This window comes from Streptomyces sp. NPDC059649, assembly GCF_042734445.1.
GTDB lineage: Bacteria > Actinomycetota > Actinomycetes > Streptomycetales > Streptomycetaceae > Streptomyces.
The window spans coordinates 78,274-90,356 of record NZ_JBHWDV010000026.1 but is presented as its reverse complement, the minus strand read 5'-3'; the positions used below and the strand labels follow the sequence as shown (position 1 = coordinate 90,356).

Annotated in this window: 12 protein-coding genes and 1 pseudogene; 8 read left to right on the top strand and 5 right to left on the bottom strand. The window is 70.1% G+C overall.

Annotation, left to right across the window (positions count from 1 at the left end):
* Window positions 1–97 precede the first annotated feature (97 nt).
* A complete protein-coding gene (locus ACFV1J_RS24890; protein WP_385861431.1) occupies window positions 98–1,633 on the top strand; it encodes a TldD/PmbA family protein in 1,536 nt (511 codons plus the stop codon).
* A 1,086-nt stretch (window positions 1,634–2,719) separates the two neighbouring features.
* Here ACFV1J_RS24890 and ACFV1J_RS24885 read toward each other — a convergent pair.
* From ACFV1J_RS24885 to ACFV1J_RS24875, 3 genes are read right to left on the bottom strand one after another with little or no spacing between them, the layout of a single operon-like run.
* Window positions 2,720–3,139, bottom strand: coding sequence for an arsenate reductase ArsC (locus ACFV1J_RS24885; RefSeq protein ID WP_385861429.1), 420 nt, complete (start codon window positions 3,137–3,139; stop codon window positions 2,720–2,722).
* Window positions 3,132–4,223, bottom strand: coding sequence for an ACR3 family arsenite efflux transporter (arsB, locus tag ACFV1J_RS24880; RefSeq protein ID WP_385861426.1), 1,092 nt, complete (start codon window positions 4,221–4,223; stop codon window positions 3,132–3,134). The genes ACFV1J_RS24885 and arsB overlap by 8 nt, the downstream gene beginning before the upstream one ends.
* Window positions 4,220–4,627 carry an ArsR/SmtB family transcription factor gene (locus ACFV1J_RS24875; protein WP_385861425.1) on the bottom strand — a complete coding sequence of 136 codons (408 nt, stop codon included), beginning with the start codon at window positions 4,625–4,627 and terminating at the stop codon, window positions 4,220–4,222. The genes arsB and ACFV1J_RS24875 overlap by 4 nt, the downstream gene beginning before the upstream one ends.
* Before the next feature lie 82 nt (window positions 4,628–4,709).
* Between ACFV1J_RS24875 and ACFV1J_RS24870 the strand changes: the two genes are divergently transcribed.
* The 5 genes and pseudogenes from ACFV1J_RS24870 (at window position 4,710) to tyrS (ending at window position 9,567) form a co-directional block, all read left to right on the top strand.
* On the top strand, window positions 4,710–5,180 hold the full coding sequence (locus tag ACFV1J_RS24870) for an ArsI/CadI family heavy metal resistance metalloenzyme (protein WP_385861422.1): 471 nt from the start codon (window positions 4,710–4,712) through the stop codon (window positions 5,178–5,180).
* 60 nt (window positions 5,181–5,240) lie between these two features.
* A pseudogene (locus tag ACFV1J_RS24865) lies at window positions 5,241–5,468 on the top strand (TldD/PmbA family protein); the annotation flags it as partial.
* Between the two features lie 253 nt (window positions 5,469–5,721).
* Window positions 5,722–6,414 carry a hypothetical protein gene (locus ACFV1J_RS24860; RefSeq protein ID WP_385861420.1) on the top strand — a complete coding sequence of 231 codons (693 nt, stop codon included), beginning with the start codon at window positions 5,722–5,724 and terminating at the stop codon, window positions 6,412–6,414.
* 147 nt (window positions 6,415–6,561) lie between these two features.
* Complete coding sequence (locus ACFV1J_RS24855; protein ID WP_385861419.1) at window positions 6,562–8,013, top strand: metallopeptidase TldD-related protein; 1,452 nt, start codon at window positions 6,562–6,564, stop codon at window positions 8,011–8,013.
* 150 nt (window positions 8,014–8,163) lie between these two features.
* Window positions 8,164–9,567: a tyrosine--tRNA ligase gene (gene tyrS / locus ACFV1J_RS24850; protein WP_385861417.1), complete on the top strand. Its 1,404-nt coding sequence runs from the start codon at window positions 8,164–8,166 to the stop codon at window positions 9,565–9,567.
* A gap of 120 nt (window positions 9,568–9,687) precedes the next feature.
* Here tyrS and ACFV1J_RS24845 read toward each other — a convergent pair whose 3' ends face one another.
* Window positions 9,688–9,966, bottom strand: coding sequence for a GlsB/YeaQ/YmgE family stress response membrane protein (locus ACFV1J_RS24845; RefSeq protein ID WP_385861415.1), 279 nt, complete (start codon window positions 9,964–9,966; stop codon window positions 9,688–9,690).
* A gap of 208 nt (window positions 9,967–10,174) precedes the next feature.
* On the opposite strand from ACFV1J_RS24845, the gene ACFV1J_RS24840 reads away from it, so the two are divergent.
* Both ACFV1J_RS24840 and ACFV1J_RS24835 read left to right on the top strand, forming a co-directional pair.
* Window positions 10,175–10,549: a DUF3099 domain-containing protein gene (locus tag ACFV1J_RS24840; protein WP_385861413.1), complete on the top strand. Its 375-nt coding sequence runs from the start codon at window positions 10,175–10,177 to the stop codon at window positions 10,547–10,549.
* 212 nt (window positions 10,550–10,761) lie between these two features.
* On the top strand, window positions 10,762–10,998 hold the full coding sequence (locus ACFV1J_RS24835; protein ID WP_385861411.1) for a hypothetical protein: 237 nt from the start codon (window positions 10,762–10,764) through the stop codon (window positions 10,996–10,998).
* Between the two features lie 24 nt (window positions 10,999–11,022).
* Here the strand turns inward: ACFV1J_RS24835 and moaA are convergent, their stop codons facing one another.
* Complete coding sequence (moaA, locus tag ACFV1J_RS24830) at window positions 11,023–12,012, bottom strand: GTP 3',8-cyclase MoaA (RefSeq protein WP_385861409.1); 990 nt, start codon at window positions 12,010–12,012, stop codon at window positions 11,023–11,025.
* Between the last annotated feature and the right edge of the window lie 71 nt (window positions 12,013–12,083).

Genomic DNA, 12,083 nt, shown 5'->3' with positions numbered 1-12,083 from the left:
CACCCTCGGTGGCCGACGCGCCGGGCCACACCCCCGGTCCACTGGGCCGAGCGCCCGCCACAGGGCATGATGCAGGCGCCGACTACGGGAGGACGCCTTGGCCGCTGCACCACCTGCCCTCGACGCATCGTTCCTGGCGCTGCCGCTGCGCGCGCTGGCCGACGCCGCGCTGGCCCGGGCCCGGGCCCTGGGCGCCACCCACGCGGACTTCCGCCTGGAACGGATCCGCGAGGCGTCCTGGCGGCTGCGGGACGCCCGGACGTCCGCGACCTCCGACACCACCGATCTGGGCTATGCGGTCCGGGTGGTGCACGACGGTGCGTGGGGGTTCGCGTCCGGGGTGGACCTGACGATGGACGCCGCGGCGCGGGTGGCCGCCCAGGCGGTCGCGATGGCGAAGCTGTCGGCGAAGGTCATCCGGGCGGCCGGCTCCGAGGAGCGGGTGGAGCTGGCGGACGAGCCCGCGCATCCGGACCGTACATGGGTGTCCTCGTACGAGATCAACCCGTTCGACGTGCCGGACGCCGACAAGACGGAGCTGCTGGCGGAGTGGAGCTCCCGGCTGCTGGCCGCCGAGGGCGTGGCGCACGCGGACGCCTCGCTGATGACCGTCCAGGAGAACAAGTTCTACGCGGACACCGCGGGCACCAGCACCACCCAGCAGCGCGTCCGGCTGCACCCGCAGCTGACCGCGGTCGCGGTGGACCCCGACAGCGGGGACTTCGACTCGATGCGCACCCTCGCCCCGCCGGTGGGCCGCGGCTGGGAGTACCTGACCGGCGACCACTGGGACTGGGACGGGGAGCTGGCCGGGATCCCGGAACACCTCGCCCGGAAGATGTGCGCGCCCAGCGTCGAGCCCGGCAGGTACGACCTGGTGGTGGATCCGTCCAACCTGTGGCTGACGATCCACGAGTCGATCGGGCACGCGACCGAGCTGGACCGCGCGCTGGGCTACGAGGCGGCGTACGCCGGCACCTCGTTCGCCACCTTCGACCAGCTCGGGAAGCTGACGTACGGCTCGCCCCTGATGCACGTGACCGGTGACCGCACCGCCGAGCACGGACTCGCCACGGTCGGCTACGACGACGAGGGGGTGGCCGCGCAGTCCTGGGACCTGGTCCGGGACGGCACCCTGGTCGGCTACCAACTCGACCGCAGGATCGCCAGGTTGACCGGTTTCCCGCGGTCCAACGGCTGCGCCTACGCGGACTCGCCGGGGCACGTCCCGGTGCAGCGGATGGCGAACGTGTCCCTGCAGCCGGCGCCCGGCGGCCCGTCCACCGATGAGCTGATCGCCGGCGTGGAGCGCGGCATCTACGTGGTGGGCGACCGCTCGTGGTCGATCGACATGCAGCGGTACAACTTCCAATTCACCCAGCAGCGGGCGTACGCGATCCGGGACGGCCGTCTGTGCGGGCAACTGCGGGACGTCGCCTACCAGGGAATCACCCCGGAGTTCTGGGGGTCCATGGAGGCGATCGGAGGGCCTCAGACGTACGTCCTAGGAGGGGCTTTCAACTGCGGAAAAGCCCAGCCGGGACAGATCGCCGCCGTGTCTCATGGATGCCCGTCAGCGCTGTTTCGGAACGTGAACATCCTCAACACGTCGAGCGAGGCCGGCCACGCCTGAGGCTGCGATCTTCCGGCTCCAACGTCTGCACCCGGTCGAGACGTCATCACAGCCAACCTCCTAAGCCACGTCGTTCCAGTCCTCGACATCCCCCTCTGAGGGGGTCAGCTGAGGCGGGACGATGAGGCCCGTGAAGGGAGCCGGCTTCAGGCCCAAGCGGTCCTGCATGGTGCGGGCGCCTCGCTCCATGGCGCGACGCACAAGGTGCCCGTAGACCAGCTCCGTCGTCCTGGTCGAGCGATGCCCCACCCAAGCCGCAATCTCGAACAGCGGGATAGCAGCGTGGATGGCCTCAGACACGAAAAAGCGCCGGAAGCTCTTCGGCGTGTACTGCGGAGTGCCCGCCGCTTGCCACCTCGCCCCACGCTCATGCTGCGCAGATCAGCGACTCGGACGAACGTACCGACGGTGCGCGCACCCGCGCTGGGCCTTGCGCGGTATTCGGGAGAGGAAGTCGGCGAGTGGGCCCAATGATTCCCGTTCGGTTATGCACGGCCGGGCGGGTGAGCAAGTGCACGGCGGACCGGGGAAAGCCCCGTGCCGGTGACTTGAGGAGGCAACAGCCTTGACGCTCAAGGACGCGCTGAAGCGTGCCGCCATCGTTCGTGGCGGTGAGGACGAGGACGACGGCCAGGGCGGCAACCGCCGTCCGGGGACTCCGACGACGGACGCGACTACTACAGCTGACAGTCGATAGTCTCCACCCGTCCTTGGGGCCGGCCTCCCTTCGGGGGTCGACCCTCCGTCGCTGAGGGGATCAACGATGCCGGGCCCAGGACCATTTGTTTCTTTCTGCTACCGGCCGGCGCCACGTGCCCTACCCGGATGACGCCAGCCGGGAGGAACAGCGGCGAGCCATCGTGGATTCTCCGCACCGACCGATCACGGTGCGGAGCCCCCTGGGCCCACTCATTGAACAGATGATGAGCCGCGACCCGGCCGACCGGCCGACCGCCCTGGAAGTCTGTGGAGCACTCCGCAGTTCATCGTGAGGCTACGGCTCCCGGTAGCAGACAGAAGGCAATCAGAGTGAGGGCCCCACCTCCTCAAGGTGGGGCCCTCATCTTCATGAACGTCGAGCGGAAGTCACCGTCCGTCGGCGGAGGCGATCTCGTTGATCAGCCCACGAACACGCTCTTCGATCTCGTTGCGGATCGGCCGGACGGCTTCGATCCCCTGTCCGGCCGGATCGGCCAACTGCCAGTCCAAGTACCGCTTACCGGGGAACACGGGGCAGCTGTCCCCACAGCCCATCGTGATCACCACGTCAGACGCCTGCACGGCCTCAACTGTGAGCACCTTGGGAGTCTCGGCAGACACGTCGATGCCCACCTCGGCCATCGCCGCCACGACGGCGGGGTTCACGCTGTCGGCGGGGGCGGACCCGGCAGAGCGCACCTGCACGCGGTCACCCGCGAGGTGGGTGAGGAACGCGGCGGCCATCTGGGAGCGGCCGGCGTTGTGGATGCAGACGAACAGGACGGACGGCAGGGCGGTGTCAGGCATGGGCGGGGCCTTCCTCAGTCACGAGTGCGGAGGCGGTGAAGAAGCGGCGTGCGTAGAGCGCCACATAGACGAGGCCGATCAGCACCGGTACCTCGATGAGGGGGCCGACCACTCCGGCGAGGGCCTGCCCGGAGGTGGCGCCGAACGTGGCAATGGCTACCGCGATGGCTAGCTCGAAGTTGTTGCCCGCGGCCGTGAACGCGAGCGTCGTTGCCCGCGCGTAGTTGAGTCCCGTGGCGCGGCCGAGTGCCATGGAACCGGCCCACATGAGCGCGAAGTACACCAGCAGCGGCAGCGCGATGCGTGCGACGTCGAGCGGCTGCGAGGTGATCGCGTCGCCTTGCAGCGCGAACAGGACAACGATCGTGAACAACAGCCCGTACAGGGCGAACGGCCCGATCCGCGGAATCAGCGTCGTCTCGTACCATGCGCGCCCCTTGGCCTTCTCGCCGATCCGGCGCGTGAGGTACCCGGCAGCGAGAGGGATTCCGAGGAAGATCAGCACGCTTCGGGCGATCTCCCACACGGACACGTCAAGGCCGGCCTGCTCAAGCCCAAGCCATCCGGGCAGCACGGACAGGTAGAACCATCCGAGGGCCGAGAACGCGATCACCTGGAACACCGAGTTCAGCGCGACCAGGACGGCGGCGGCCTCCCGGTCGCCGCAGGCCAGGTCGTTCCAGATGATGACCATGGCGATACACCGGGCCAACCCCACGATGATCAGGCCCGTGCGGTACTCGGGAAGGTCGGGCAGGAACAGCCACGCCAACGCGAACATGACCGCCGGTCCGACGATCCAGTTCAGCAGCAGCGAGGGCAGCAGCAGGCGTCGGTCACGGGTGACGGTGTCGAGCCGGTCATAACGCACCTTGGCGAGTACCGGGTACATCATCACCAGCAGGCCGAGGGCGATGGGCAGCGATACCCCGGTCACGGTGACTTCGGCGAGAGCGTCACCGACGCCGGGTACGACACGGCCGAGGCCGAGACCGACAGCCATCGCGGCGAGAATCCAGACGGCGAGGTAGCGGTCGAGGAACGACAGGCGGCCGGCGACAGCTTGCTCGGGCACGGTGCTCACGAGGCAGCCCCGGCGGCCTCGGCAGGGGCGGGCAGGGGCTCACCAGCGGGGCGCGTCAGGATGCCCGCAAGGCGATCGGTCATCTCGGGAAGCAGCCAGTAGTAGACCCATGTGCCGCGCCGCTCACAGTCGATGAGGCCGGCCTGCCGAAGCAGCTTGAGGTGATGCGAGATCGTTGGCTGCGACAGGTCGAACGCCGGAGTCAGGTCGCACACGCACACCTCGCCCCCGGCGCGCGAGGCGATCATCGACAGCAGACGCAGTCGCACCGGGTCGCCCAGTGCCTTGAACACCTTCGCGAGTTCTACGGCCTGGCCCTCATCGAGGGGCGCTGTCAGCAGGCCCGGGCAGCATGCACCCATCTCTCCGGTCTGGTCGAGCACCACAAGCTCTTGATTCGACATGTCTCTATGTTGACAGTCTTCAATCCAAGGCGCAATGTTGCATCGACAGGCATCAATGCAAGCCGATGGGAGTCTCGCCGCCATGTCCCGTGCACAGCTCGCCCTGCGCGTCAGCGACCTCGAAGCGTCGATCACCTTTTACTCGAAGCTGTTCGGCGCCGAACCGGCCAAGCGTCGCGAGGGCTACGCCAACTTCGCCATCGCCGAGCCACCGCTCAAGCTCGTACTGATCGAGGGCGAGCCCGGCCAGGAAACCCGTCTCGACCACCTTGGGGTGGAGGTCGAGTCCACGGAGCAGGTGGCCGCAGCGACCTCCCGGCTCAAGGACGCGGGGCTCGCCACGTTCGAGGAGAACGACACCTCGTGCTGCTACGCCCTTCAGGACAAGGTCTGGGTACACGGCCCCGGCCAGGAGCCGTGGGAGGTGTACGTCGTCAAGGCCGACGCCGACACGCTGGGCAAGAGCGCCGACCCCAACGCGGCCGGTGACGCCTGCTGCACGAGCCAGCGGGCCGAGGCGACCACCGCAACGGGCTGCGGCTGCGGAAGCTGATCAGGACCTCACCTTCGCGGCGATAGCCGGATCGCGCACAGAAGAGCCCACGCAGCTTGCGGCCGTCTGTGCGGGCAGCTGCGGGACGTTGCCTATCAGGGCATCACCCCGGAGTTCTGGGGCTCCATGGAGGCCGTGGGAGGGCCCGGCACCTACGTACTGGGCGGGGCCTTCAACTGCGGAAAGGCGCAGCCGGGGCAGGTCGCGGCGGTGTCCCACGACTGTCCGTCCGCGCTGTTCCGGAACGTGAACATCCTCCACACCTCGAGCGAGGCGGGCCGCGCGTGACGGGTGGCCCGTGCCGGCCCCCGGCGGGGGCGCGGCCACCTTGCCCGTCGCGGATCTGCTCGCGTGCCCTTCGCCGGTCAGTCAGGTGAATTCGTGCGCGGCGCCGGGGCGCCTTTGCCGCCGGTGGTAGATGACGCACGTGAGCTCCCCACCACCGACCGGCCCGCCTGCCGGACCTCCGAGCGGCCCGCTGCCCGGGCACGCGCAGGTGCCCACCCCGCCGCCTCGCCGCCCCTGGTGGCGCACTCCGCCGGTGCTCGTCGGCGCCGGCATCGCCGTCGTGGGAATCGGTGTCGCGCTCGCCTTCACCCTGCGCGCCGGAAAGGGTCCCGGCGCGAATTCCGGAGAACCGTCCAGCCTTCCGAGCGTCGAATCGACTGTGGCAGCAAATGCCGTCGTGAAACGTGTGACGCTGAAGCCTGCGGACTGGGGCAGCGGGTATGTGGCACAGGACCCGTATGAGGACAGCACTTTGTCCCAAAATTCTACCGACCAGAACTGCAATGCGGCTGCTCAGCCGATCAACAATGCGTTTGCCTCCCTGGCGCGCTGGTCCCGGACCTCGGACTCGACGGTCCTCACCTATTCGCAGACCACCGTGTACAAGGCAGCGGGTTCGGCCGAGTACAGCCTGGCCAAGGAGCGTGATGCTCTGCAGCGTTGCCCGACGGTGACATCAGGGAAAATGCGACTTGAGAATGTCCACGAGGTCGACGTTCCCGGGCTGAGCGGCTTTGATGACGTGGTGGCCGAGGAAGGCCACCAAACCTCGGACACGAATGGCAAAGAGGCCGACATTTATTACACGTACCTCACCGGCCGTAAGGGCGATTACGTCATGAATGCCGAGGTGGACAGAACGGGGACGCAGGAGCAGAACCGCAGCGAGGCGAGCAGCGCCCTTTCGCGCATGCTGAGCCATCTTGAGAGTGGCGCATCATACTGAGCCGGCTGCCTCCCCCAGGCCGCAGTCCGTGACGCGTCTCCCCCGGTCACGCCCCCTGGCAGCGCGCCGCCCGGTGGATAGGCTCGGGTGCCCGTCGGCCCTCTTCGGGGGCGTCGGCGTCGTGACCACCATTCAGGAGGCGTGTCGATGAGCCGTCGTACCACTGCGCCGCACGAGATCGTCGAGCGGGCCCTGGAGCTGTCCCGGGCCGACGGGTGCGTCGTCATCGCCGACGAGCACTCCGACGTCAATCTGCGCTGGGCGCGGAACGCGCTCACCACCAACGGGGTCACCCGGGGCCGGACCCTCACGGTGGTGGCCACCGTGAACGGCGCGGAGGGCACCGCGTCCGGGGTCGTCTCGCGCTCGGCGGTGACCGCGGACGAGCTGGAGCCGCTGGTACGGGCGGCGGAGGCGGCGGCGCGGGACGCCGGGCCGGCCGAGGACGCGCAGCCGCTGGTGGGCGGTGAGAAGGCGTCCGCGGACTTCACCGACGCGCCGGCCGAGACCTCCTCGGAGGTGTTCGCGGCGTTCGCCCCGGCGCTGGGCGAGGCCTTCCGGCAGGCCCGGGCGGGCGGACGCGAGCTGTACGGCTTCGCGCAGCACGGCGTGGTCTCGTCGTACCTGGGCACCTCGGCCGGGCTGCGGCTGCGGCACGACCAGCCCACCGGGACGCTGGAGCTGAACGCCAAGGCGGCGGCGCCCGGTGTGGCGGCCGCGCCCCGTTCGGCCTGGGCCGGGCGGGCGACCCGGGACTTCGGCGACGTCGATCCGCGGGAGCTGGACGCCGAGCTGGGCCGGCGGCTGGCCCGGGCGGAGCGGCGGGTGGAGCTGCCCGCCGGGCGGTACGAGACGCTGCTGCCGCCGACCGCGGTCGCCGACCTGCTGATCTACCAGATGTGGTCGTCCGGGGCCCGGGACGCCGCGGAGGGCCGTACGGTCTTCTCCCGGCCGGCCGAGGGCGAGGGCGGGCCGGCGGACCGGCCGGCGGACCGTACCCGGCTCGGTGAGCGGCTGAGCGAGCTGCCGCTGACCCTGCGCAGCGACCCGCGGGCGCCCGGCCTGGAGTGCGCGCCGTTCGTGCTGGCGCACTCCTCCGGCGACGACGCGTCGGTCTTCGACAACGGGCTGCCGCTGGCGGCCACCGAGTGGCTGCGCGAGGGCGTGCTGAACCGGCTGGTCGCCACCCGGCACAGCGCCGGGCTGACCGGCCTGCCGGTGGCGCCCGGTATCGACAACCTCCTTCTGGAGGGCGGCGGTTCGCGCTCGCTGGAGGAGATGGTGGCGTCCGCCGGGCACGACGGGCCGGCGCTGCTGCTGACCTGTCTGTGGTACATCCGCGAGGTGGACCCGGCGACGCTGCTGCTGACCGGGCTGACCCGGGACGGCGTCTATCTGGTCGAGAACGGCGAGGTGACCGGCGAGGTCAACAACTTCCGGTTCAACGAGTCGCCGGTGGACCTGCTGTCCCGGGCGGTGGAGGCGGGGCGTACGGAGCGGACCCTGCCGCGGGAGTGGAGCGACTACTTCACCCGGGCGGCGATGCCGGCGCTGCGCATCCCGGACTTCAACATGAGCTCGGTGAGCCGGGGCGTGTGAGGCGGGCCGGGGTGGTGCCGTGAGCCGGGGTGCGGCGGGCCGGCGGACGACCGGGCGGGCGCGCGGGCAGGGCGGCGGGACTGTCACAGGGGGCTAATAGACTGTGCGTCTGTCCTCCCGTTTCGGGAACCACGATCGATCAGGAACGCCATGACACGCCTCGGCGAATCCGTCGCCCGCGCCAGTACGCTGCTCTCCGCCGACCTCTCCTCGGACGCCACGGTCCGGGAGCTGCTCCAGGAGACGGGTGCGCGGCGCTCTCTCGACCTGACGGACCTGCCCGCCAAGGAGCAGGCCGAGCTGATCGCGTCCCGTACGGTCGAGGTGCTGCCGGGTGTGGAGCAGCTGGCCGAGCGGATCGAGGAACGGCGGGCGGCCGGCCGGGGGCTGCACATCAAGCTGGGCATCGACCCGACGGCGACCGATGTGCATCTGGGGCATGCGGTTCCGCTGATCGTGCTGAGCCGGTTCCAGCGGCTGGGCCATGACGTCACGCTGATCATCGGTGACTTCACCGCCAAGATCGGTGACCCGTCGGGCCGTACGGCCGAGCGGCCGCCGCTGACCGACGAGGACATCGCGCACAACCTCGCGACGTACCGCGAACAGGTCCGCCCGTTCTTCGACTTCGAGAAGGTCAGCTTCCGCCAGAACAGCGAGTGGCTGGCGCCGTACACCTTCCCCGAGCTGCTGTCGCTGCTCGCGCAGGTGCCGGCCTCGCAGCTGCTGCAACGCGAGGACTTCCGCAACCGGCTCGCGGCCGGCTCGGGTCTGACCATGACCGAGCTGCTGTACCCGATCGCGCAGGGCCTGGACTCGGTGGCGCTGGAGTGCGATGTGGAGCTGGGCGGTTCGGACCAGCTGCTCAATCTGCAGATGGGCCGGAAGCTGATGGAGCTGCGCGGGCAGCGGCCGCAGCTGGTGGTGACCATGCCGCTGATCGAGGGCACGGACGGCACCGGCGCCAAGATGTCCAAGTCCAAGGGAAATTACGTCGGGTTGGGCGCGCCCGCCGACGATGTCTTCGGCAAGATCATGTCGGTGCCGGACCGGCTGATGGAGCCGTACCTCAAGGCCTGGACGGAGTGGACGGACGAGGAGATCGCGCTCGCCCTGGGCCGGGTCACGGACCGCTCGCTGCACCCGATGGACCTGAAGAAGATCCTCGCGGGTGAGGTGGTGGCGGCGCTCTACGGGCTGGACGCGGCGATGGCGGCGCGGGCCGGGTTCATCGCGCAGTTCTCCAAGAAGTCGTTCTCGGACGTGGAGTCGCTGCCGGTCGTCGAGGTCGCCGAGCACGGCGCGGAGACCGTGGCGACGGTGCTGAGCAAGGTGCTGGAGTTCACGCCGAGCGCCTCGGCGGCCCGGCGGCTGGCCAAGCAGAACGCGCTGCGGCTGGTCGTCGAGGGCGCGGACGGTCAGCGGACGGTGGTGCTGGCGGAGGCCGATGCGATCCGTCCGCTGGGCGAGGTGCTGGCCGAGAAGCTGGCGGAGGCGACCGGGGACGTGTACCTCAAGGCGGGGCGGAAGCTGGCCCACCTCCTGGGCCGCTGAGGAAGCCGTACGACGACGGGGCGGCCGGTGCGCGTGGTGCGCGCCGGCCGCCCCGGTGTTCCTGTCGTTGCGTTCCGGTTCCCTCAGGTTCTCTCAGGTTCTGTCAGGTCGCGTGTTCTGTCAGGTCGCGTGTTTGCGATGGCCGCGCAGGGAGACCCAGAGCCGGTCACCGACGGCGACGATGATGACCGCGCCCACCAGTTGCAGCAGGTGGCGGACCCAGTCGATGCCCTTGGTCTCGTTGACTCCGAGACCGGTGGCCGCCCAGTTGCCGAGGACGCTGCCCAGCATGCCGAAGATGATGGTCAGCCACAGCGGGATCTGCTGCTTGCCCGGGATGATGGCCTTGGCGATGAGGCCCAGCACCAGGCCCACGATGATGGCCCACAACCACGTCATGTCGCCTCCTCTGACGGCGCGGTGCACATGAGGTCGCACGTGCGGGTCGCCCCGCCAGTGTCGCTCCGCCCCGGCCGCAGCGCACGCCGGAGCCGGGCCGCGGCGGGCGGGCCCCGGTCTCGAATGCGGCGCAGCCTGGGCGTACCGTGGAATCCGACCGGAAACCGGGGTGAATTCCGGCGGAACCGAAGCGGGTGAGGGAAACGTGGTGCGGAAGCAGAGCAGCGGCCAGGCCTTCCGGATCACGGGGGCCCGGCAGGGGCTGACCGAGGACGTGCGCGGCCGGCAGCGCCGGTATGTGATCTCGATGGGCGTGCGGACCGTGGCGGTACTGCTGACCGTCGTGCTGTGGAACGTCGAGCGGCCGGTGGCCATCGCCACGCTGGTGCTGGGTCTGACGCTGCCGTACATCGCGGTGGTGATCGCCAACGCGGGCCGGGAGAACGTCCCTTCGCTGCCGAAGACGTTCGTGGCGGGGCCGAGCCGGCCGATGCTGACGCCGGGGCCGACCGACGGTACGTCGGATTCCGTTCCGGAACGGCCCGCGGCGAGCCCGTCGGCATCCGACTCCGACCTCGGCTGATCGCCTACCGGTCTGCAAAGCTCAAGAAAAGCTCAGATCAATCATGGAGTTCCGGTGCACTGCGCACCATTCCCCGTGACATACTGCGTACGCGCTCCGCATCCCCCGTCGGAGCGACAGACCGACGCCGGGCGGCTCCCCCCGTGGCTGCCCGGCGTCGTCATGTCCGCAGCCGGGTCGGGCGCCGCCGCGGGCGGACGTAGGGTTGAGGCGTGAACTCCCCGAACTCCGCCGAGAACGTCACCATCTGTTCGGCCAAGGGCTGCCGGTCCGACGCCGTGTGGGTGCTGGCGTGGAACAACCCGAAGCTGCACACTCCGGACCGCCGCAAGACCTGGCTGGCGTGCGAGGAGCACCGGGAGCATCTGTCGCAGTTCCTCGGCGTGCGCGGGTTCCTCAAGGACGTGGTGGCGCTTCAGGAGTGGGAGGCGTCGGCGGGCGGCCGCTGACGGCCGGGCGCGGGTTGTCGCCGCTCAGCCGCCGATCGCGGACATCGGGCGGTCGGGCTGGAGGAAGGACGGGTCGTCCAGGCCGGAGCCCGCCTTCTTGCCCCACATCGCGAGCTTCCATATCCGGGCGATCTCGTCGTCCGGCGCCCCGGAGCGCAGCGCGCCGCGCAGGTCGGTCTCCTCGGTGGCGAACAGGCAGGTACGGATCTGGCCGTCGGCGGTGAGCCGGGTGCGGTCGCAGGCGCGGCAGAACGGGCGGGTGACGGAGGCGATGACGCCGACGCGGTGCGGTCCGCCGTCGACCAGCCAGCGCTCGGCGGGTGCGGCGCCGCGGGCTTCCTGGCCCTCGGGGGTGAGCTCGAAGCGGGTGCGCAGCGAGGCGAGGATGTCACCGGCGGTGATCATGCCGTCTCGCTTCCAGCCGTGCTGGGCGTCGAGCGGCATCTGCTCGATGAAGCGGAGCTCGTAGTCGTGGGCGAGGGCCCAGGCGAGCAGGTCGGGGGCCTCGTCGTCGTTGAGCCCGGGCATCAGGACGGTGTTGACCTTCACCGGGGTCAGACCGGCTTCGCGGGCCGCTTCGAGGCCGCGGAGGACGTCGTCGTGCCGCTTGCGGCGGGTGAGGGCCGTGAAGACGTCCGGGCGGAGGGTGTCCAGGGAGACGTTGACGCGGTCCAGGCCGGCGTCGCGCAGGGCCCCGGCGGTGCGCTGCAGGCCGATGCCGTTGGTGGTCAGCGACATCTGGGGGCGCGGGGTGAGGGCGGCGACCCGCTCGACGATGCCGACGAGGCCCGGGCGGAGCAGCGGTTCGCCGCCGGTGAAGCGGACCTCTTCGATGCCCAGGTCGCGCACCGCGATGGTGATCAGCCGGACGATCTCGTCGTCGGTGAGCAGGTCCGGCTTGGCGAGCCACTGCAGGCCCTCTTCCGGCATGCAGTACGTGCAGCGCAGATTGCACCGGTCGGTGAGCGAAACCCGCAGGTCGGTGGCCACGCGGCCGTAAGTGTCGATGAGCACAGGGCCCCCTCCCCGAGAGCGACGGACCGGTACGTCGTCCGCTGGTCGATCAGTACGTCTTCGAGACTACG